The organism is Geobacillus kaustophilus (assembly GCF_000948285.1).
Lineage (GTDB): Bacteria > Bacillota > Bacilli > Bacillales > Anoxybacillaceae > Geobacillus > Geobacillus thermoleovorans_A.
Map to the genome: position 1 here is coordinate 3,327,097 of NZ_JYBP01000003.1, position 20,543 is coordinate 3,347,639.

The following is a 20,543-nucleotide window of genomic DNA, read 5'->3' on the forward strand; positions in this document are numbered from 1 at the left end:
ATCACAACAACCCCTTGCTGTCAACCGTTGATGCGACGGCTGTTGTGGCAATGAACAACGTGCCGCGCCATGGCGCGATGCCTCATGACGCAACGCTTGAGGCAAACGTGGACACGCCGCGTCCTATGCCTTGGCGCAACGCGGGAAGGCGGACGGCAGAATGCCGCATGCCCGCCGCCCCGCTCGTTATACCTCGACCAAGATGGCATCGCCTTGGCCGCCACCGCTGCAGATGGCGGCGATGCCGAGGCCGCCGCCGCGGCGTTTCAGCTCATAAATGAGCGTGAGGATGATGCGCGCCCCGCTCGCGCCGATCGGATGGCCGAGGGCGACGGCGCCGCCGTTGACGTTTACTTTTTCCGGGTCAAGCCCGGCGATTTGAATGGCCGCCAATGCGACAGCGGCAAACGCTTCGTTCACTTCAAACAAGGCAATGTCGTGGACCGTTTTTCCTGTTTTGCGGAGCAGCTCATTGATGACAAGTCCCGGCGTTTTCGGGAAATCTTTCGCCTCGACGGCGATGGCGGTGTGGGCGACGACCGTCGCAAGCGGCTTGAGCCCCTCTTTGGCGGCGCACTCCTCGCTCATCAAAACAAGCGCGGCGGCGCCGTCGTTGACGCCCGGGGCGTTGCCGGCGGTGATTGTCCCTTCCGGGTCAAACACCGGCGGCAGTTTCGCCAATGCTTCAAGCGACGTGTCTTTGCGCGGCGCCTCGTCGCGTTCGACGACAAGCGGCTCCCCTTTGCGCTGCGGAATCGTCACCGGAACGATCTCTTCCGCGAGCCGGCCGGCTTCGATGGCGGCAATGGCGCGCATATGGCTGCGGTACGCCCACTCATCCTGCGCCTCGCGTGTAATGCCAAGTTCACGCGCTGTATTCCCGCCATAAACGCCCATATGAACACCCGTAAAGCTGCAAGTAAGGCCGTCATACACCATTAAATCTTTCACCGTGCTGTCGCCCATTCGCAGCCCCCATCGGGCTTTCGGCAACACATACGGAGCGTTGCTCATCGACTCCATGCCGCCCGCGACGACGACATCGGCTTCGCCTAAGCGGATGAGCTGATCCGCGAGCGTCACGGCGCGCATGCCCGATGCGCATACTTTATTGACCGTCTCGGTGCGAACATGCCAAGGAATGCCGGCATGGCGCATCGCCTGCCGTGACGGGAGCTGCCCTTGCCCCCCTTGCAGAACCGTGCCTAAAATGACATGATCGACTTGTTCTGCGCTCACGTCCGCGCGGGCAAGCGCTTCTTTCACGGCAATGCCGCCGAGTTCTGATGCTGACAACGCTTGCAAAGAACCGCCCAATTTTCCGAACGGGGTGCGCGCCCCACTGACAATCACCGTTTTGCCCATCTTCCTCTCCCCTTCTCGTTGAATAAGAAAGCGATTACAAAACACAGACTGAACGCTCGCTCGATAGCGGTGCGAAAGAGAAGGTGTACAACGGTACACCCTCTCCTCTGCTCTTATTCACTATTTTAAAAAATAAAAATTGTCTGCGCAACTATTTTTACGATGCGGCTTCCTCTTTTTCTTCCCCGAACACCGATTTCGCCAACAGTTCGGCAACATCGTACGTGGAGACGCGGTCTTCCACTTCCTTGGCTTTCGTTCCATCGGTCAACATGGTCAAGCAGTACGGACAGCCGGAGCTGATGACCGTCGGGTTGACGGCGAGCGCTTGCTCCGTACGGGCGACGTTGATCCGGTTGCCGGTCGTCTCCTCCATCCACATGAGGCCGCCGCCGGCGCCGCAGCACATGCCGCGTTCGCGGTTGCGCTCCATTTCGACAAGCTCGACGCCCGGGATGGCGCGCAAAATTTTCCTTGGGGCGTCATAGACATCATTGTAGCGTCCTAAGTAGCACGAGTCATGGAACGTAATGCGTTCATTCACCGGATGTTTCGGCACGAGCCGCCCTTCTTCGATGAGCTTGGCGAGCAGCTCGGTATGATGATACACTTCCGCCTCGAACCCAAAATCCGGGTATTCGTTTTTGAACGTGTTGTAGGCGTGCGGGTCGATCGTCACGATTTTCTTGACGCCCGCTTTTTCAAACTCAGCGATGTTGTTCGTCGCCAACTCTTGGAATAAAAATTCATTCCCTAACCGGCGCGGCGTATCGCCCGAGTTTTTCTCCTTGTTGCCTAAAATCGCAAACTTGACGCCCGCTTCGTTCAGCAGTTTGGCAAAAGCGAGGGCGATTTTTTGGCTCCGGCTGTCATACGACCCCATCGAGCCGACCCAGAACAAGTACTCGATCTCTTCGCCCGCTTTCGCCGCTTCTTTGACGGTCGGCACATGCACATCATCGCGCAGCTCGCGCCAGTTTTCCCGTTCTTTTCGGTTCAAGCCCCACGGATTGCCTTGGCGCTCGATGTTCGTCATCGCCCGCTGCGCATCCGGATTCATTCTCCCTTCCGTCAAGACAAGGTAGCGGCGCAAATCGATGATCTTATCAACGTGCTCATTCATGACCGGACATTGATCCTCACAGTTGCGGCACGTCGTACAGGCCCAAATCTCTTCTTCGGTGATGACATCGCCAATGAGGCTCGGCATTTCGATCGCCGCCGCCTGCTCCGACGCCGCGGCGAACGCGAGCTGATTGCCCCTTGTGTTTTTGAAAGCGAACGCTGGCACCCATGGCGCGCGGGACGTGACCACCGCCCCTTTTTCCGTCAAATGGTCGCGCAGTTTTAAAATCAAGTCCATCGGAGACAACATTTTCCCTGTCCCGGTCGCCGGACACATGCTTGTGCAACGGCCGCACTCGACACAGGCGTACAAGTCGATCAGCTGCTTTTGCGTAAAATCTTCAATTTTGCCGACGCCAAACGACTCTTGCCCCTCGTCTTCAAAGTTGATCGGCGCAAGCTTCGGCCGCGTCAATCGGCTGAAAAAGACGTTGATCGGCGCAGCGATCAAATGGGCATGCTTCGATTGCGGCACGTACACAAGGAACGTCAGCAAAATCAACAGATGCACCCACCAAGCGATAAAGAAGAGCACCGCCGCTCCGGTTTCGCCGACCCATGAAAACATGGCAGCGATGAGCGAGGCGACCGGCTCGCTCCATCCCGCTTCTTCGCCGTGCCAAATGATGCTCATCCCGTTGCCGAACAACACCGACAGCATGAGTCCGGCGATAAAGATGAGGACAAGCCCAGCTTTGAAGTCACGCTTTAAACGGACAAGCTTTTCAATATAACGGCGGTAAAAGGCGGCGAGCACCGCGATCAAAATGAGCAAGGTGACGATTTCTTGGAAAAACGTAAATCCCGCATACAGCGGCCCAAGCGGCAAATGCGCCCCCGGCGCAAGCCCTTTGATGATGAAATCAATCGCGCCAAATTGGACAAGAATAAAGCCATAGAAAAAGACGACGTGGATCAGTCCGCTTTTTTTGTCCTTAAGCAGCTTTTTCTGGCCGAACACGTTGACCCAGATGTTTCGCAGCCGCTCCTTTATTTTGTGGTCAAACTCGACTTTTTTGCCGAGTTTGATGTATATCGCCCGCGTTTTTACGACATACGCAAACAAGTAGATTGCGTAAGCGGTTACAAACAAAAACGCGAGCCAGTTCACCACCAACAAGGCATTCATCTTCTCTCCCCTTCCCTCCGCTTTTCGAGCGAATGTGTTGCCATAACAAAAGAAATTTTCAGAATTCGCTTTATGTCTATTGTACAAATGAATGAGCATTCAGTCAATAGCCTTTTTCATCCGAGCCGCGAAAACTTTTCCTTTGCAACGGAGCAATCGCCGGGGAATCATCGATTTGTTCAGCCCTCTATAGACTTCCATGACGAAAAATATTCGGTTCATCACCACAATGTGCACTTGACAAGCGAGACGTTTCCTTGAGCCACTATGCATCCAAAATGTCGATTTACTAATTTCCTCCTTACAGGCGTAAGAAAGGTGTGTTCTGAAACAGTCAAGTACAACTTTGGGTGAAGAGCGGATCTTCACCACAAAGTGTACTTGACAAAGAAAGACGATCATGATAAAGAAAGCCAAAACAGCTTTTTTCCTTTTTATACCACACTTCTCTTTGAGCAACATTGCTATGATGTTTATCTTTAAAAGTCAAGCACATCTTTTGATGTTGAACCTGAAGAGCCAAAAAATTCATCAATATGGAAATTTTATTCATTTGGAGTTTGGGTACGTTCACGATAAAGGCAATTTGAAACGTTTTGCGCGTTCTCGGGCACATTAATAAATACCGAATCGACACAGGAGGAGAAGATATGGTCGCCATTTCCTTTATTGCCATCGTATTGCTGCTCGTTTATCTTGATGACAAGCTTGGACAGTTCATCTTCCGCAATGGGCGCAAAAAAGTCGTCTACCCGGAGCGGAGAAGCGATATTTCTCTCTATATCAACGGCAGGCATTTATTTTCTGATTACTTCGCTGAACTAGGCCGCGCCCGCGATCATATTCACGTCTTGTTTTACATTATAAAAAATGACGAAACGAGCGCGCCATTTTTCCAAATTTTAAAGGAAAAAGCAGCTGCCGGCGTGAAAGTGCGAGTGTTGACCGATTGGGTCGGCAGCTTTGGACTGCCGAAAGCGCTCATCCGTTCGCTCGAGGAAAGCGGGGTGGAGTTCGCCTATGCCCGAAAGCCGCGCTTTCCGTTTTTCATTTACCACCTCAACCGCCGCAACCATCGGAAAATTACGGTCATCGACGGGCGGGTCGGCTACATCGGCGGCTTTAACATCGGCCGCGAATACAACGGAAAAGACGCCAACTTCGGCGAATGGCGCGATTACCACTTAAAAGTGAACGGCGAAGGGGTTCACGACTTGCAAGAACAGTTTTTGCACGACTGGGAAGAAGCAACGGGCCGGACGGTGCCTGACAAACATCGCTACTTCCCGCCGCTTCCGGCCGGCGCCATTCGCCATCAGCTCGTCGCCACCAACGGCGCTGCCCTTGAAGAACAGTTTATCAAGGTCATCCGCCAGGCGAAAAAAGAAATTATGATCGGCAGCCCATACTTCATCCCAAGCCGGCCACTGTTTCACGAGCTGATGGAAGCGCTTCGGCGCGGGGTGCGTGTGACCGTCCTTGTGCCGCTGAAGGCGGACCATTTATTTGTCAAAGAGGCTGCCTATCCGTACTTTTATCGACTCTTGAAAGCCGGCGCGCGCATTTACCGCTTTTACCAAGGATTTTACCATGCCAAAACGCTCGTCATCGATGAGGAGTGGTGCGACGTCGGCACAGCGAATTTCGATCGGCGCAGCTTGTTTTTGAACGGCGAAATCAACTGCTATGTGTTTGACTGCGCGTTTACCCGCCTCGTCAAACGGGCGATCGAGCGCGATTTGTTGCGCGCCGAGCCGCTGACGGTCGACTTTTGGCAAAAACGTTCGCTTCTTGACCGCGGCAAACAGTCGATTTCCCAGCTTATCTCTGCCTGGCTTTGACCGGTCCGAAGTTCCATTTCCCTCTCAAACAACAGAAGAAGCAAAAAACCCGGCTGGCGCTTCCGGCGGCTTGATGCTGCCAAAACGGCGCCAACCGGGTTTTGTTACCTGTTTGATCATGCAAGTGCTTACTTCCAAAACATCGTGAACCATTGAAACAACCGCATGCCGAGATACACCCCGACGATGCCGGCGATGCCGGCCAACGCCGGGGGAGCGGGAATCGGCAGGCGGAACAGCGTGAACAAAAAACCTACGATCATGCCTGTCAGAAGCGACAGCACGATTTCCTTCATGAGATTCGTCCTCCACTCTCATTTTTCTTTAGAATGCCCAAAAAAGAGGGGGCGCTCTCTTTGATGCCCCCTCGTTCGTTTACATTTGTTCCGGCGCTGAAACGCCAATGAGCGCTAACGCATTTTGCAGCGTAATTTGCACCGCCTTGACAAGCGCGAGGCGGGCTTTTGTTTTTTCGATGTTGTCCAAATCAAGCACTTTTTCCGCGTTATAAAAGCTATGGAGCGCGGAAGCCAAATCGAATGCATAGGCGGTGACGCGATGCGGCATCCGCTTGAGCGCCGCCTCGGCGACGACATCGGGGAAATCGCCGAGCACTTTGAGCAGCTCGATTTCCTTTTCCGTTTCCACAAGATGGCCAAGCGCCAAGTCGCCGTCATAGGAAATGTGTTGTTCCTCCGCTTGGCGAAGAATGCTCGAAACGCGGGCGTGCGCGTATTGGACGTAGTAAACCGGGTTTTCATTCGACTGCGACACGGCCAAGTCCATGTCAAAATCCAAATGCGTATCGCCCGAGCGCATCGCAAAGAAATAGCGAACGGCGTCGACGCCGACTTCTTCCATGAGCTCGCGCATCGTCACCGCCTTGCCGGTGCGCTTGCTCATTTTGACGCGCTCACCGTTTTGGTATAGGTTCACCATTTGAATGATTTCCACTTCAAGCGCCTCCGAATCGTAGCCGAGCGCCGCGATCGCCGCCTTCATGCGCGGAATGTAGCCGTGGTGGTCGGCTCCCCAAATGTTGATGAGCTTTTTGAACCCGCGCCGCAGCTTGTCTTGATGGTAGGCGATGTCCGGAAGCAAGTACGTATATGTGCCGTCCTGCTTAATTAAGACGCGGTCTTTATCGTCCCCAAACGCCGTCGAACGGAACCATGTCGCCCCGTCCTGCTCGTAAATGTAGCCGCGCTCGCGCAAAGTGGAAAGCGCTTCGTCGATTTTTCCGCTTTCATACAACGATGTTTCCGAATACCAGACGTCAAACGGCACACGGAAGTCGGCCAAGTCTTTCTTGATTTTCTCAAGCTCATAGCGAAGGCCGTACTCGCGGAAAAAGGCAAGCCGCTCGTCTTCCTCCATTTCGACAAACCGATCGCCGTACTCTTCGGCAAGCTTTTTGCCGATTTCCACGATATCGTCACCGTAATAGCCGTCCTCCGGCAACGGCATATCAACACCAAGCGCCTGAAAATAACGGGCTTCGACCGATTTCGCTAAATTGTAAATTTGCTTGCCGGCGTCATTAATGTAATATTCGCGCGTCACGTCAAACCCGGCTTTCGCCAAAATGTTGCAAAGCGAATCGCCGACCGCGGCGCCGCGGGCATGGCCTAAATGCAGGTCTCCGGTTGGATTGGCCGAGACGAACTCGACTTGCACTTTTTCCCCGTTGCCGACGTTCGATTCGCCATACGCTTGTCCCGCCTGCAAAATCGCGGGCACGACCGCCGTCAAATAGCGGTTGTCCATGTAAAAGTTGATAAACCCTGGCCCGGCGATCTCAATGCGGGCAACCGACATGCGTTCGCTGTCAAGCTGCCCGACGATGGCTTCGGCGATCGCCCGCGGCGGTTTTTTCGCGATGCGGGCGAGCTGCATGGCGATGTTCGTTGAGTAGTCGCCATGCGCTTTGTCGCGCGGCACCTCAAGCAACACTTCCGGCAGTTCGTCGGCTGAAGCCAGTCCTGCTCTTACCGCCGCCTGGCGGATTTCTTCTTTCATCTTTTCCTTGATTTGTCCGACAATGTTCACCGCTTATACCCCCTTAAATGTCAACGTCAACGTATGGCGTCCGCTTCGCTCATCGCCTAGCGTCAGTTCATAAGAAAGAAAGAGCCGCCCCTTTTTCCGCTGTTCATCATAGTGAAACTCCATGGCGCTCGTTTTGGCCGCCAGCGCCCATCGTCCAAACGCTGTCCCATAATGGCCCGGCGTTTCCTGGCGACGGCGGAACGTTTGTCTCATCTCAACCGCTCCAGAACGAAGGACGGTCACCTCATCAGGCGCCATTTTCACGGTTGTTTTCACCCGTCCAAGTTCGTTTTCCTCGGCAAACTGCAAATACACAGTTTCCCCTTTTATGTAATACATGCCATCCGCTTCAAGCACAACCGTCTCTCGGCGTGGGCCGTCGCGGATGACCGTGACTTGGCGAAGGCGCACCGGAATGCCGTTTGTTTCCTTCATCTCGCAGACACACCTTTACGAACAAACAGTCATAAGTTTAATTATAAGGAACTGCTTCAACCGATTCAAGGGGCAGAGGCGGCTTCGATAGGGAAGAAAAAACGGATATGCCGAAAAGACGGCTGCATTTCATAATCAAACGGCGGGGAATGCAGGGTGGTCAGTGTTTTATTAATTAGGAAAGGGCGTCCAATCGACGAAACACCGACTGATTGGACGCCCTCTATTTCTTCTTGGCATACTGTTTTATGATGATGTACGGACATATTCATTTCTGCATTCCTAGTCCTGTGTTTCTCACAAAAAAGCGCCTTCGCAACATCGCGATTCAGGCGCTTTTTCCCCGTCTTATTCACTTCGCCACCCAGCCGAGCAGCATTTCCCTCACAAGCTTGCTCGCCGTATTGGCTGTCTGTTCGGAATGGTCGTAAATCGGCGCGACTTCCACCAAATCGGCGCCAACGACTCGCACGTCGGAGCGGGCGATCTCATGAATGGCCGAAAGCAACTCTTTTGACGTAATGCCGCCGGCGTCCACCGTCCCGGTGCCTGGGGCATGGGCCGGGTCGAGCACATCGATGTCGATCGTCACATACACCGGACGGCCGGCAAGCTTCGGCAGCACCGAGCGGAGCGGTTCAAGCACCTCAAACTTGGCAATGTACATGCCGTTTTCTTTCGCCCATTCAAACTCTTCCTTCATGCCGGAACGGATGCCGAACGAAAAGACATTCGTCGGACCGATCAGGTCAGCGACTTTGCGGATCGGCGTCGCGTGCGACAGCGGCTCGCCTTCGTAATGTTCGCGCAAGTCCGTATGAGCGTCCATATGAATGACCGCCAAATCCGGATATTTCGCATACACCGCTTTGATGACCGGCCAGGAAACGAGATGCTCCCCGCCGAGGCCGAGCGGGAACTTGCCGGCGTCAAGCACCTTTTTCACGAACTGTTCAATCAGCTCCAAACTGCGGGCCGCATTGCCAAATGGAAGCGGAATGTCCCCAGCGTCAAAGTAGCGGATGTCTTTGAGTTCGCGGTCCAAATATGGGCTGTACTCCTCAAGACCGATCGACACTTCGCGGATGCGAGCTGGGCCGAACCGCGAGCCAGGCCGGTAGCTGACCGTCCAGTCCATCGGCATCCCGTAAATGACCGCTTCACTTTCTTCAAAGTTTGAGTGGCTGCCGATAAACACGTTGCCCGAATAGGCTTCATCAAATCGCATCGCCTGCGCCCCCTTATTTCGTTAAATCCGCGACAAATTTCGGCAAGACAAAACACGCCTTATGCAACTCTTTCGTGTAATACTTCGTATCAATGTCATGGAACCGGTCATCGCTGACCGCCAGCGGGTCGTATTTTTTCGAGCCGAGCGTAAACGTCCAGAGCCCGCTCGGATATGTCGGAATGTTCGCCGTATACAAACGGGTGATCGGGAACATTTCCTTCACGTCGCGATAAACGTTGCGGATCAAATCCGCTTTAAACCACGGATTGTCCGTTTGGGCGACGAAAATGCCGTCTTCCTTCAACGCGTTGGCGATGCCGGCGTAAAACCCTTTTGTGAACAAGTTGACCGCCGGACCGACCGGTTCGGTCGAGTCAACCATAATGACGTCATACTCGTTTTCGCTTTTGGCGATATGCATAAACCCGTCATCGACTTTCACTTCGACGCGCGGATCATCGAGTTTGCCGGCAATCTCCGGCAAGTAGGTTTTCGAGCACTCGATCACTTTGCCGTCGATTTCGACAAGCGTCGCTTTTTTGACGCTTGGGTGCTTCAGCACTTCACGAATGACGCCGCCGTCGCCGCCGCCGACGACAAGCACGTTTTCCGGATTGGGGTGGGTGAACAACGGCACGTGGGCGACCATTTCATGATAGACGAACTCGTCTTTTTGCGTCGTCATGACCATGCCGTCGAGCAAAAGCATGTTGCCAAACTCCGCCGTTTCCACCATATCAAGTTTTTGGAACGGCGTTTGTTCTGTATGTAAAGTGCGGATGATGCGTGCGGTGATGCCAAAATGCTCCGTTTGCTTTTCGGTGAACCAAAGTTCCATCGGTAACATCCTTTCTCCGAGCGTTGCTTACTATACAAGTTTTCCTTAGACAACGAAAAACTAAACATGAAAAAGTATAGAGCAATCTAGCAAAAATGCAAGAGGAACAAGTTTAAAATAAAAAATTTTTTTTCATACTGGTAAGAAAAAGCGGAAAACCTCGCTGGCGAAGCCTTGACAAAAGCAAGGCGGCGCATTCGGCCGGGCGTCCGCCCGCATGTCTGAAACAACGCCAAAACCGTTGAGGTGATGCGCAATGGAACCGATCCCAGGCAGCCGTTTTCGCGGCACGTGGAAATATGTGCGCGCCGCCGTCTTTATCGGCCTTTTTCTCGCCATCTTTGCCTTCGCCGCTCTCGGGAGCTTTGTGCTGTTCGCGAAAATCGAAGGCGCACCGCCGGTCGCCGTGCCGCAGACGACGATTTTTTATGCCGCTGATGGCAGCAAAATCGGGGAAAGCGACCATGGGCAAAAACGCTATTGGGTTCGGCTCAAAGACATGTCCCCGCACGTCATCGAAGCAACGATCGCCGTTGAAGACCGGAAGTTTTACGAACATCACGGGTTTGATTTGAAGCGAATCGCCGCCGCAATCATTGCGAATGTAGAGGCGATGGCAAAAGTCGAAGGGGCGAGCACGATCACCCAGCAATATGCACGCAACTTGTTTTTGACGCATGAAAAAACGTGGTCGCGAAAAATCCAGGAAGCGTTGTACACCATCCGGCTTGAAGCCAACTACAGCAAAGATCAAATTTTGGAAGGCTATTTAAACACGATTTACTACGGCCATGGGGCCTACGGCATTGAAGCAGCGGCTCGCTACTATTTCGGCAAGCACGCGAGGGAGCTGACGCTCAGCGAGGCAGCGATGCTCGCCGGCATTCCGAAAGGGCCGTATTACTACTCGCCGTTTGTCAATGAACAGCGGGCGAAAGCGCGGCAAAAAATCGTGCTGACCTCCATGGCGGAAGCCGGCTACATCAGCCGCAAAGAAGCGGAGCAGGCGTACCGCGACAAGCTCGTCTACGTCCGGCACCGCCAACAAGAACAGCCGATCGCCCCATATTTTCAAGATGTCGTCAAACAGCAGCTGCGCACAAAGCTTGGCCTTGATGAGCGGACGATTGAGCTTGGGGGACTGCGCGTCTATACGACGCTCGACCGGCGTCTGCAGCGGATCGCTGAAGAACAAATCGATCGCATTATCGACCCGCACTCTGCCATTCAAGCAGCGCTTGTCGCGATGGATCCACGCACCGGAGAAGTGAAGGCGCTCATCGGCGGACGCAACTACGAAGAGAGCCCGTTCAACCGGGCCGTGCAGGCGGAACGCCAGCCAGGGTCGACATTTAAGCCGTTTTTGTATTACGCGGCGATCGAGCAAGGATTCACCCCATCGACCCAACTGCGCAGCGAACTGACGACATTTACGTTTAACGGCGGCCGATCGCCGTATACGCCGCATAATTACAACGACTACTATGCCAACGGCCCGATCACGCTCGCTCAGGCGCTCGCTGTATCCGATAACGTCTTTGCAGTGAAAACGCTCCAGTTCATCGGCGCCGACAAACTTGTCGAAACAGCGAAAGCGCTCGGCATTACAAGCAGATTGAAAGCAGTGCCGTCGTTGGCGCTCGGCACCTCGCCCGTGAAAGTGATCGACATGGTGGCCGCATACAGCACGCTGGCCAACTACGGCAAGCAAACCGAACCGGTGTTTATTCAAAAAGTCGTGGATGCAAACGGAAACGTACTGTATGAACATAAGCCGGAGAGCCGGCAAGTGCTCGACCGCGACGCCGCGTTTGTGACAACCCATTTAATGACCGGGATGTTCGACCCGAAGTTAAACGGCTATACAACCGTCACCGGGCAGTCAATCATCGATGACATCACGCGTCCGTACGCCGGCAAGTCGGGAACGACGAAAACGGACAGTTGGATGATCGGGTTCGCCCCGCAGCTGGTCGCCGGCGTCTGGACCGGCTACGATCGCGGAGAAACGATGGATCGTCCTGCCGAAAGGCAATACGCCAAACAAATATGGGTTCGCTTTATGGAACAAAGCCTCGCCGGCGAGCCGAAACAATCGTTCAAGCCGACCAAAGGCGTCATCGGCGTCTACATCGACCCGCAAAACGGCAAGCTGGCCACCGACGCTTGTCCAGTGAAACGAAAAACATACTATCTCGTCGGTACAGAACCGACCGACTATTGCACCGACCATTTGGAAAAGAAAAAAAAGAAAAAAGAAGACGGAAAAAGCTGGTTCGAAAAATGGTTCCCATGGTTTTAAGCAAAGAAAATCCCCTGCGTGCATACGCAGGGGATTTTCTTGTCCTAGTTTTCCTGTGTTATACATGTAGATTTAGTTTATCCCTTTTTCCAAACAAGAACAAGCCCTTGAACAAATATGTTCACAAAACCGTCACAATTCGCCTTCGAGCCCTTTTTTCAGTTCATCGCTCGAACGGTTCCACATCCCAATGTCGTGCCCTTTCAAAAAGTCAGCGAGCACCCGTTTTGATTTTGCGTCCATATGATCGACAATAATGTGCCGCTTTAGGGATTTATCGAGCCGGTTCACATGTTCCGGCAATAACTTATAGCCGCGGCGCGCCTCACGGTCGACCGTCATTTCGCACGCCGTCACCCCGGCGTAATACGGACCGTCCTCGCCGCGTTCGATCGTCACCCAGACGATCCAATACGGCTTGCCGTTTGGCACGGCGGAACGGTCCGGCAAAAACTTGATGCCGCGCTCAACGGCGCTGCGCGCATGCATCGCCCCCATATCGACAAACGCTTCGCCCGCTTCGACGTCAATGATGACCGGCGACACGTTTTCTAAGCTCAACGCCCCAGCGCCAAAGCCGCGGTGCCCGTCGGTCGGATCGTCTTTAATGATATTAAAGCCGATGGTTTTTTTCTTTTTTTGCTCCATTCCGCTTGTTTCCTCCTTCCTACGTAAACAAGTTGGCGGCCAACGACTGCAAATTTTCCAATACAAACGGCAGCGCCACTTGAAACACCGGCTCAATCGTATATCGGTCAAGCGGCGTGAGCACAAGGATGAGAAAAATGAGCGCCCCGTAGCTTTCCCATTGCGTCATTTTCGCCCGCAGCCCATCCGGCGCCAAGTCTTCAATAATACGATACCCGTCAAGCGGCGGAAACGGCAATAAATTAAACAAAAACAAAACAGCGTTCAAACTGATAAAAATTTGGAAAAACAGATCAAATCCAGCGGCAAACCAATCCGGCAGCGCCCGCATGATGCCGAAGTCGATCATCGCGTACCAAATGACAAATCCAAGCGCGGCAAGCACGAGATTGCTCAGTGGCCCGGCAACCGACACGAGAATGCCGGCAAGGCGCGGATTTTTGAAGTAAAAGCGATTGACCGGCACCGGGCGCGCCCAGCCAAACCCCGCGAGAAAAATAAGCAGGGTGCCAAGCAAATCCAAATGGGCAAACGGGGACAGCGTCAACCGCCCTTCGTTTTTCGCCGTCGGATCACCGAACTTGTAGGCGACATATGCATGAGCGAACTCATGCACGGAAAACGCTAACGCCAGCGTCAAGAGCACATACGGAATTTCGCTTAACGAATACGGCAAAATGTGTTCCACTTGATTAACTCCTTTTCCCCTGTATTCACTATCCTTAGTATACATGATTTACCGCCAAAAGTGGACTGAACTTCACCGTTCCATGGTATAATAAGCGCGACAGCACTCGACAAGGAAATGGGGGAATGATGATGCCGTATGTCACGATCAAAATGCTCGCCGGCCGCACGGATGAACAGAAGAAAGCACTGGTGGAAAAAGTGACGGACGCCGTCGTCGAGACGACAGGGGCGAAACGGGAGAGCGTTGTCGTATTCATTGAAGAAATGACGAAAGACCATTATGCGATCGCCGGAAAACGACTGAGCGACACAGAGTAACACAAGAGCGGGGGCGCATGAAGCGCTCCCGTTGCCTTTTGGATCAAAAACGAATATTGATTCACTTTCTACAACCATCTGCCGGCCGCAAAACGGAATTTCTCGCCGGCCTGACGACGTTTGCTTGCCGTGCTGTTCTTTTTGCAGCTGGCGTTTGTGCTGCATTAACAAAAGGAGGAAGGTGTCCCAAAAGGATCGGGACACCTTGTCTTATTACCGTTATATAGACATAACAATCATTAAAAAACAATATGTGGTGTTTTGTTTAAGGAACATCACTCTTTTCGGTCAGCTTTCTTCTCTGACCAGCCGATCGAAAATGACGCGTTGAAACAACGTCTTCCGCCCGCCTACACGCGGGCTTTGTTGTGACACCGGCTGCGCAGCGCCTCAACGTACGCGTACGCCTCCTCGATTTCTTCTTCCGTATAGCGCTGTTTGCTTTTTAACACCGCAATTTTCGCTTTCACTTCGTCTCTCGGCAAATGTTCGAAATACAGCACGGTGGACACAAGCTCCAAAAAGCGGGCGTTTTGTTCATTCAACGCCTGCATGCATTCAGCAAGCCCCGGCATGTCCCAGTCGTAATGGCGCAAAAACTGCTCCCCCGCCTCGGTGAGCGTATAACGATATTGCACATAACCGCTTTTTTTCTCTTTCACTTCATGCAAAAACCCAAGCGCGCACAGCTCCTCGATGCGGCACGTCAGCTCCTCGGAGTACGGTCCGTAAAAGTGGAAATCGAACTTCTCGTAAAACGGAAAGTCGAGCTTTTTCGCGATGTAAATCATTTTTTGCATCTTTTTGCGGCCGGCTATTTCCCCGGCGGCCGCCAACGCCTTCATCACTTTCGCATGCTCTGTGAGCACTCTCCGTCATCTCCTAACCCTTTAAAATTTCCATAATCTTTTTCTTCACTGTCCGCTTCGTCGACAAGTCTTCCAGGAAATCAGCTGGGAAATACAGCTTATGGTCGGTGCGCCGCTTGCCGGAAATGGCGTCGACAAGCACCGATTCGCGCGACAGCTCGCGAAGCTCCCCGTTTGGCATCAGCAGGTAAATCGGCAGGCGCTCGCCTTCCTCGCCCGGCCGGTAAAAGTCATACGGCAAATCGGACGATGAATCGACGACCAAGTAATAGTCCGGATCGATCCACGCCTTTTTAAACAGCTCCCGCAGCTCAATCAACCTTGTCATTTGCTCGTTTGTCGGATGGAACTCCGTATATTTGAACAGGCGGCGGCGGACAAACCGCTGGCATAAGTCGCTTAAAATCGGATCTCGCTCATATTGCCATTGCTGAAAGTAAAACAGGATGATGGCTTCATCGAGCGCCAAATAGTCGCCAAGCGTTACATGGCCGGCAAAAAACGATAAAAAGTGCGTCGGCTTCGTCGCAAACGTATACCCGTCCTCGTACAGCTTTTTCGCCCGATGCAAAATTTTCGTCAAAATGACTTCCGCACTGCGCGTCACGGGATGAAAGTACACTTGCCAGTACATTTGGTAGCGGCTCATGATGTAATCCTCGACCGCATGCATGCCGCTTCGTTTGATGACGACTTGGTCTTCGCGCGGGCGCATGACGCGCAAAATGCGCTCCATGTCAAAATAGCCGTAGCTGACGCCGGTGTAGTAGGCATCGCGCAACAAATAATCCATCCGGTCGGCGTCAATTTGGCTCGAAATGAGGCTCACAACAAGCTTGTTCGGATACGTTTTGGCGATCACTTCCGCTACTTTTTGCGGAAAATCGTCGCCCACTTCGCGCAAGGCGGCGTTCACTTCTGTATCGCCTAAAATGATGGCCTGCGTAAAATCTTCGTGGTCGAGGCGAAACACCTTTTCAAATGAGTGGGAAAACGGGCCGTGCCCTAAATCGTGCAACAGCGCCGCGCATAGGCAAAGAAGGCGCTCGCTATGGTCCCAATGGTCGCGGCCGACAAACACGTCGTCAATGATGCGGCGGATGATTTCGTAAACGCCGAGCGAATGGTTGAATCGGCTGTGCTCGGCGCCGTGGAACGTCAAATACGTTGTGCCGAGCTGCTTGATGCGGCGCAGGCGCTGAAACTCTTTTGTGCCGATCAAATCCCAAATCACTTTGTCGCGAACATGTATGTATCGATGCACCGGATCTTTAAACACTTTTTCTTCGTCAAGCTGCCCGCCGGAATACATCGCATCCTCCTCTTCCGTCTCCAACATACATCTATTATACGCCGTTTCTTGCGGCAAAGAAATAGTTGACTTTTTTCTCCGTCTTTCTCCATTATTGACGGAAAAAAACAAAAATCACCTTCTTTCGGCAAAGAAGGTGACCGCTTATCGCTTTTTCAACCTTTCGGCAATTTTATCAATCAGTTCGTCTTCCGTCAGCGCCGCCACAGGGCGGTTGTTGACGAAGGCGAACGTTTTTTTTCGCCCAGGGCCGCAATACGACTGGCAGCCGATTTTGATGACCGCGTCCGGATCCAGCTTTTTGAGGCGCGGAATCAGTGTCTTTAAATTCGGCGCCTTGCAGTCGTCGCAAACGCGAAACTCATTCGCCATCACTCGTCATCCCTTTCTGTGGCGTTTGCTTTGTGTATTCTACCGCTTTCGCGGGAAAATTGCAAGTCGGCATGCTTTCACTCTGGGAATTTGAGAATCCCGTAAACTTGCAACGTATAATGTTTTGTTTTTTTGCCCATCCTTTTACTAGCATGGGAAAAAGGAGTGAAGACCGATGAAGCAACGACAAGACGCTTGGACGGAAGAAGACGATTTATTGTTGGCAGAGACCGTATTGCGCCATGTGCGTGAAGGAAGCACCCAGCTGAACGCGTTTGAAGAAGTCGGCGACAAGTTGAACCGGACATCAGCCGCCTGCGGCTTCCGCTGGAACGCCGTCGTCCGCCATCGATATGAGGAGGCGCTTCAACTGGCGAAAATGCAGCGGAAAGAGCGGATGCGGCTGCTGGCCAAACAAGGAGGCGCGAAAAAGCGGCGCCTGTATGAACCGCCGATGCCGTCGCTTGAGGAGCTCGGCGAAGTGATGCAGCTGCCGGCCGTCGTCCCATCCTCTCCGCCGCAGCAAGTGACGCTTGATCAAGTGATCGCTTTTTTAAAAACGTTCCAATCCCATGAGCGGAAACGGGAGGCGCTGATCAAAGAAAACGAGCGGCTGCGCCGCGAAATTGACGAACTAAAGCAAAAAAATAAAGAACTTGAAGAAAAGATTGCGAAATTAGAAGAAAATTCGTCGACTGTTCAAGAAGATTTTGAGACGCTCGTGAAAATCATCAATCGGGCGCGCAAAATGGTGTTAAAAGAGGAAGAAGAACGGGGGCTGACCTTCCGTATGGACCCGAACGGAAACTTAGAGAAAATCGCCGAGTAACGAAAAAGGATGTCGGGTGAAAAGCCGGGCTGATCCCAAAACGCAAGTGCGCTTTGGGATCAGCCCCTTTTTTGTTGGCGAACGTCCATCATTCGCGCCAAGGTTGGGCAGGGCATGAGGCGGGGGCAGCAGCGACGAAGCGCCTCATCGAAGCTAAAAGGGCTTTACGGCTCGACTTCTCTCATCGGCTCCTGAAGATACGTCGGCATTTCGTTCGACGATGCGCGCCCAATACTGCTCATACCAATTCCATTCGCCGTTCTCGAGGGCAGACGAATACAGCTCGCCGCCAAACGACTGCAGCGTGCGCCAAAGGGCGACAAGCAGCTCATCGACCGACAGCTCGCAGCCGAAAAGCTCAGACAGCGACGCCATGACAGCTGGGACAACATCGGGGTAGGCGAATTTCGTTTTCTCTCCTTGGCGGCCGAGCTCATAAAAGCGGCGAATAAGCTCAGCCCGCGCGGCTCCACTCCCATTGACGCACAGGTAGATTTGCACGGCAACGCCGCCGCGCACCCGTCGCTGCGAAATGCCGGCAAATTTTTTGCCGCCAATGCTCAAGTCATAGCTTCCCGGACAATATGAGCCGATGACTTCCCCCGCCTCAACGCGGGCACCGTGTGAGGCAAGCATGGCGGCCATGAGCGCGTACATCGCCTCATACCCTTGCTCGATGGCAATTGTGTTTTTCATTTCCGGAAAAATGAGCGAGATATTCAACACCCCGCTGTCAAGGACAACGGCCAACCCGCCGGAATTGCGGACAACGACGCGATACCCTTCCTGGCGCAAAAACGAAATGGCCTCATCGATGTACGGAAGCTTCGTATCAGCGGCGCCTAAGACGACGGTATTCTCATGCACCCACGTGCGGACGACGGCATCCGACCGTCCGGCGCCGACCGCGGTGCATAATGCATCATCGATGGCAAACGATTGTTTCGCATCAAACAGCGGACCGAAATGCGACTGGTCGATTACCCGCCATTTCGGCTGATGCAGCAATTCATGGCTCATCGCTAGCAACTCCTTGCATTGATCATCCCAACTCTATCTTGCATTGATCATGCCAACTCTATTTCATTATAGCACAATGAGCCTAAGCCGTTGGCGAAGGGCGCAAAAAGAACGAGGGGGCGCATGCCTCCCTCGTTTTCATCGATTTCACTAAGCAGCGATCCCGTCACTCCCGAAGCGACTGCGCGGCGGTGATGAGCGCGAGCTTGTAGGCGTCTTCCGCGCTGCAGCCGCGCGATAAGTCGTTGACCGGCTTGTTCAGCCCTTGCAAAATCGGGCCGACCGCCTCAAAGCCGCCGAGGCGCTGGGCGATTTTGTAGCCGATGTTGCCCGCCTCAAGGCTCGGGAAAATAAAGACGTTCGCATCGCCTTGAATCGCAGAATCAGGCGCTTTCTTTTTCGCCACCTCTGGCACAAAGGCGGCGTCAAATTGAAACTCCCCGTCAAGGACAAGATCCGGCGCCATTTCTTTCGCCAATCGCACCGCTTCGGCCACTTTTTCCGTCTCGGGCGACGAGGCCGACCCTTTCGTAGAAAAGCTTAACAGTGCCACACGCGGCTTAAGGCCGAACATTTTCGCTGTTCGGGCGCTCTCGACTGCGATTTCTGCCAAATCTTGGCTGTCAGGGGCGATGTTGATGGCACAATCGGCGAACACATATTGTTCCTCGCCGCGCACCATGATGAACACCCCGGATGTTTTGCGGATGCCTGGCTTCGTTTTAATGATTTGCAACGCCGGGCGGACCGTATCGGCCGTCGAATGCGCCGCCCCGCTGACAAGGCCATCCGCCGCCCCTGTATAAACGAGCATCGTACCGAAATAGTTTTCATCGAAAAGCAACTCGCGCGCCGCTTCTTCCGTCACTTTCCCTTTGCGGCGCTCCACAAACGCCGACACCAGCTCATCAAACCCGCCATAGCGTCGCGGGTTGACAATCTCCACTCCTTCAAGCGGCAAGCCCAGCTCAGCTGCTTTCGCCTTCACCGCCTGTTCATCGCCAAGCACGATCGGCTGAAGCACTTGCTCCGCCGCCAATCGGCTCGCCGCCGTAAGAATGCGGTCATCCGTCCCTTCCGGAAACACGATTTTCCGTCCGGTTCCGGCCACTTTCATTTTTAATGCCGCAAATAAATCGTTTGCCACGATTCATGCCTCCCTTAATGCCCAGCTGGCGTCTTTCGTTCGGAAACACGCCAGCCTTTTTCTACTATAATAAGCATACCTCTTTAATAGGGAAACGCAACGCCGGTAAGCCCTTCCAACAAATAATTCACCTTTTGGAACAATTCAGTATACTTTCGCTCCGTGCACCAATGTCCGCGTTTTTGGGCAAACTATGATATAGTGATATTGTACATATTGATCTCATAAGGAGTGACGATGATGAGCGAAGCGGCCCAAACGTTGGATGGTTGGTATTGTTTGCACGATTTCCGTACGATTGACTGGAGCGCGTGGAAAACGCTGCCGGGCGAAGAGCGCCAAGCAGCCATTGACGAGTTTTTGGCACTCATCGACAAATGGGAAGCGACCGAAAGCGAGCAACAAGGAAGCCATGCCATTTATACAATTGTCGGACAAAAAGCGGACATTCTGTTCATGATTTTGCGGCCGACGCTGGATGAGCTGCATGAAATCGAAACAGCACTTAACAAAACGAAACTCGCCGAGTATTTGTTGCCGGCGTATTCGTACGTTTCGGTCGTGGAGTTAAGCAACTACTTGGCATCCGGCAGCGAAGATCCATACCAAATTCCAGAAGTGCGCCGCCGTTTGTATCCGATTTTGCCGAAAACGAACTACATTTGCTTCTATCCGATGGACAAGCGGCGCCAAGGCAACGACAATTGGTACATGTTGTCAATGGAACAGCGGCGCGAACTGATGCGCGCCCATGGCATGACCGGCCGAAAATACGCCGGCAAAGTGACGCAAATCATCACCGGCTCCATCGGCTTGGATGATTTTGAATGGGGCGTCACCTTGTTTTCGGACGATGCACTCCAGTTCAAAAAGCTCGTCTATGAAATGCGCTTTGACGAAGTAAGCGCCCGCTTTGGCGAGTTTGGCTCCTTTTTCGTCGGCACCCGTCTGCCGGTGGAAAACGTCTCTTCTTTCTTCCGTGTATAATCAAAAGAGGGTGTCCCAAACGCAGCAGGGCACCCT

General features: G+C 53.2%; 19 protein-coding genes. 5 read left to right on the forward strand and 14 right to left on the reverse strand.

Annotated elements, in window-relative coordinates; genetic code table 11:
• Positions 1 to 186: 186 nt before the first annotated feature.
• Together LG52_RS17075 and LG52_RS17080 are read right to left on the reverse strand one after the other, a co-directional pair.
• Entirely contained in the window at positions 187 to 1,365 is a 1,179-nt protein-coding gene (locus tag LG52_RS17075) for an acetyl-CoA C-acetyltransferase (protein WP_044732856.1), read from the reverse strand.
• Between the two features lie 157 nt (positions 1,366 to 1,522).
• Positions 1,523 to 3,619: a heterodisulfide reductase-related iron-sulfur binding cluster gene (locus tag LG52_RS17080; RefSeq protein WP_044732857.1), complete on the reverse strand. Its 2,097-nt coding sequence runs from the start codon at positions 3,617 to 3,619 to the stop codon at positions 1,523 to 1,525.
• 650 nt (positions 3,620 to 4,269) lie between these two features.
• Here LG52_RS17080 and cls point away from each other — a divergent pair.
• Positions 4,270 to 5,460, forward strand: a complete 1,191-nt coding sequence (gene cls, locus LG52_RS17090; RefSeq protein WP_044732859.1) for a cardiolipin synthase — start codon at positions 4,270 to 4,272, stop codon at positions 5,458 to 5,460.
• A 128-nt stretch (positions 5,461 to 5,588) separates the two neighbouring features.
• Here cls and LG52_RS17095 read toward each other — a convergent pair whose 3' ends face one another.
• From LG52_RS17095 to speE, 5 genes are all read right to left on the reverse strand, one after another.
• Positions 5,589 to 5,756 carry a XapX domain-containing protein gene (locus LG52_RS17095; protein ID WP_044732860.1) on the reverse strand — a complete coding sequence of 56 codons (168 nt, stop codon included), beginning with the start codon at positions 5,754 to 5,756 and terminating at the stop codon, positions 5,589 to 5,591.
• Positions 5,757 to 5,835: 79 nt separating this feature from the next.
• Positions 5,836 to 7,509: an arginine--tRNA ligase gene (gene argS / locus LG52_RS17100; protein ID WP_044732861.1), complete on the reverse strand. Its 1,674-nt coding sequence runs from the start codon at positions 7,507 to 7,509 to the stop codon at positions 5,836 to 5,838.
• A 3-nt stretch (positions 7,510 to 7,512) separates the two neighbouring features.
• Positions 7,513 to 7,944, reverse strand: a complete 432-nt coding sequence (locus LG52_RS17105) for a DUF1934 domain-containing protein (protein ID WP_044732862.1) — start codon at positions 7,942 to 7,944, stop codon at positions 7,513 to 7,515.
• Positions 7,945 to 8,296: 352 nt separating this feature from the next.
• Positions 8,297 to 9,172 (reverse strand): agmatinase, encoded by an 876-nt coding sequence (speB, locus tag LG52_RS17110; protein WP_044732863.1) that lies wholly within the window; start codon positions 9,170 to 9,172, stop codon positions 8,297 to 8,299.
• Between the two features lie 13 nt (positions 9,173 to 9,185).
• Positions 9,186 to 10,013, reverse strand: a complete 828-nt coding sequence (gene speE, locus LG52_RS17115; protein WP_044732864.1) for a polyamine aminopropyltransferase — start codon at positions 10,011 to 10,013, stop codon at positions 9,186 to 9,188.
• A gap of 256 nt (positions 10,014 to 10,269) precedes the next feature.
• Here speE and LG52_RS17120 point away from each other — a divergent pair, with 256 nt between their 5' ends.
• Positions 10,270 to 12,315, forward strand: coding sequence for a transglycosylase domain-containing protein (locus LG52_RS17120; protein WP_044732865.1), 2,046 nt, complete (start codon positions 10,270 to 10,272; stop codon positions 12,313 to 12,315).
• A 132-nt stretch (positions 12,316 to 12,447) separates the two neighbouring features.
• On the opposite strand, the gene LG52_RS17125 is transcribed toward LG52_RS17120, so the two are convergent.
• Positions 12,448 to 12,963: a YwhD family protein gene (locus LG52_RS17125; protein WP_044732866.1), complete on the reverse strand. Its 516-nt coding sequence runs from the start codon at positions 12,961 to 12,963 to the stop codon at positions 12,448 to 12,450.
• Between the two features lie 19 nt (positions 12,964 to 12,982).
• The gene (locus LG52_RS17130; RefSeq protein ID WP_044732867.1) at positions 12,983 to 13,651 is read right to left on the reverse strand and encodes a site-2 protease family protein; all 669 of its coding nucleotides are present in this window, start codon (positions 13,649 to 13,651) and stop codon (positions 12,983 to 12,985) included.
• Positions 13,652 to 13,782: 131 nt separating this feature from the next.
• Between LG52_RS17130 and LG52_RS17135 the strand changes: the two genes are divergently transcribed.
• A complete protein-coding gene (locus LG52_RS17135) occupies positions 13,783 to 13,971 on the forward strand; it encodes a 2-hydroxymuconate tautomerase (RefSeq protein WP_014196981.1) in 189 nt (62 codons plus the stop codon).
• A 350-nt stretch (positions 13,972 to 14,321) separates the two neighbouring features.
• On the opposite strand, the gene LG52_RS17140 is transcribed toward LG52_RS17135, so the two are convergent.
• From LG52_RS17140 to LG52_RS17150, 3 genes are all read right to left on the reverse strand, one after another.
• Positions 14,322 to 14,840: a YwgA family protein gene (locus tag LG52_RS17140; RefSeq protein WP_044732868.1), complete on the reverse strand. Its 519-nt coding sequence runs from the start codon at positions 14,838 to 14,840 to the stop codon at positions 14,322 to 14,324.
• A gap of 13 nt (positions 14,841 to 14,853) precedes the next feature.
• Positions 14,854 to 16,152, reverse strand: a complete 1,299-nt coding sequence (locus LG52_RS17145) for an HD domain-containing protein (RefSeq protein ID WP_044732869.1) — start codon at positions 16,150 to 16,152, stop codon at positions 14,854 to 14,856.
• 144 nt (positions 16,153 to 16,296) lie between these two features.
• Positions 16,297 to 16,524 (reverse strand): DUF1450 domain-containing protein, encoded by a 228-nt coding sequence (locus LG52_RS17150; RefSeq protein WP_011232879.1) that lies wholly within the window; start codon positions 16,522 to 16,524, stop codon positions 16,297 to 16,299.
• 175 nt (positions 16,525 to 16,699) lie between these two features.
• Between LG52_RS17150 and LG52_RS17155 the strand changes: the two genes are divergently transcribed.
• A complete protein-coding gene (locus tag LG52_RS17155; protein WP_044732870.1) occupies positions 16,700 to 17,353 on the forward strand; it encodes an RsfA family transcriptional regulator in 654 nt (217 codons plus the stop codon).
• Between the two features lie 153 nt (positions 17,354 to 17,506).
• Here LG52_RS17155 and LG52_RS17160 read toward each other — a convergent pair whose 3' ends face one another.
• Positions 17,507 to 18,373, reverse strand: a complete 867-nt coding sequence (locus tag LG52_RS17160) for a lipoate--protein ligase family protein (protein WP_044732871.1) — start codon at positions 18,371 to 18,373, stop codon at positions 17,507 to 17,509.
• 166 nt (positions 18,374 to 18,539) lie between these two features.
• Entirely contained in the window at positions 18,540 to 19,520 is a 981-nt protein-coding gene (pta, locus tag LG52_RS17165; protein WP_156133494.1) for a phosphate acetyltransferase, read from the reverse strand.
• 240 nt (positions 19,521 to 19,760) lie between these two features.
• On the opposite strand from pta, the gene hemQ reads away from it, so the two are divergent.
• Positions 19,761 to 20,507: a hydrogen peroxide-dependent heme synthase gene (gene hemQ, locus LG52_RS17170; RefSeq protein WP_044732872.1), complete on the forward strand. Its 747-nt coding sequence runs from the start codon at positions 19,761 to 19,763 to the stop codon at positions 20,505 to 20,507.
• Positions 20,508 to 20,543: the final 36 nt, after the last annotated feature.

Excerpts from the sequence above, each read along its gene's own strand:
- LG52_RS17075 (WP_044732856.1), bottom strand. The coding sequence starts at position 1,365 with ATGGGCAAAACGGTGATTGTCAGTGGGGCGCGCACCCCGTTCGGAAAA.
- LG52_RS17105 (WP_044732862.1), bottom strand. The coding sequence starts at position 7,944 with ATGAAGGAAACAAACGGCATTCCGGTGCGCCTTCGCCAAGTCACGGTC.
- cls (WP_044732859.1), top strand. The coding sequence starts at position 4,270 with ATGGTCGCCATTTCCTTTATTGCCATCGTATTGCTGCTCGTTTATCTT.
- LG52_RS17145 (WP_044732869.1), bottom strand. The coding sequence starts at position 16,152 with ATGTATTCCGGCGGGCAGCTTGACGAAGAAAAAGTGTTTAAAGATCCG.
- LG52_RS17095 (WP_044732860.1), bottom strand. The coding sequence starts at position 5,756 with ATGAAGGAAATCGTGCTGTCGCTTCTGACAGGCATGATCGTAGGTTTT.
- speB (WP_044732863.1), bottom strand. The coding sequence starts at position 9,172 with ATGCGATTTGATGAAGCCTATTCGGGCAACGTGTTTATCGGCAGCCAC.
- LG52_RS17155 (WP_044732870.1), top strand. The coding sequence starts at position 16,700 with ATGAAGCAACGACAAGACGCTTGGACGGAAGAAGACGATTTATTGTTG.
- speE (WP_044732864.1), bottom strand. The coding sequence starts at position 10,013 with ATGGAACTTTGGTTCACCGAAAAGCAAACGGAGCATTTTGGCATCACC.
- LG52_RS17080 (WP_044732857.1), bottom strand. The coding sequence starts at position 3,619 with ATGAATGCCTTGTTGGTGGTGAACTGGCTCGCGTTTTTGTTTGTAACC.
- LG52_RS17160 (WP_044732871.1), bottom strand. The coding sequence starts at position 18,373 with ATGAGCCATGAATTGCTGCATCAGCCGAAATGGCGGGTAATCGACCAG.
- LG52_RS17135 (WP_014196981.1), top strand. The coding sequence starts at position 13,783 with ATGCCGTATGTCACGATCAAAATGCTCGCCGGCCGCACGGATGAACAG.
- LG52_RS17125 (WP_044732866.1), bottom strand. The coding sequence starts at position 12,963 with ATGGAGCAAAAAAAGAAAAAAACCATCGGCTTTAATATCATTAAAGAC.
- LG52_RS17120 (WP_044732865.1), top strand. The coding sequence starts at position 10,270 with ATGGAACCGATCCCAGGCAGCCGTTTTCGCGGCACGTGGAAATATGTG.
- hemQ (WP_044732872.1), top strand. The coding sequence starts at position 19,761 with ATGAGCGAAGCGGCCCAAACGTTGGATGGTTGGTATTGTTTGCACGAT.
- LG52_RS17150 (WP_011232879.1), bottom strand. The coding sequence starts at position 16,524 with ATGGCGAATGAGTTTCGCGTTTGCGACGACTGCAAGGCGCCGAATTTA.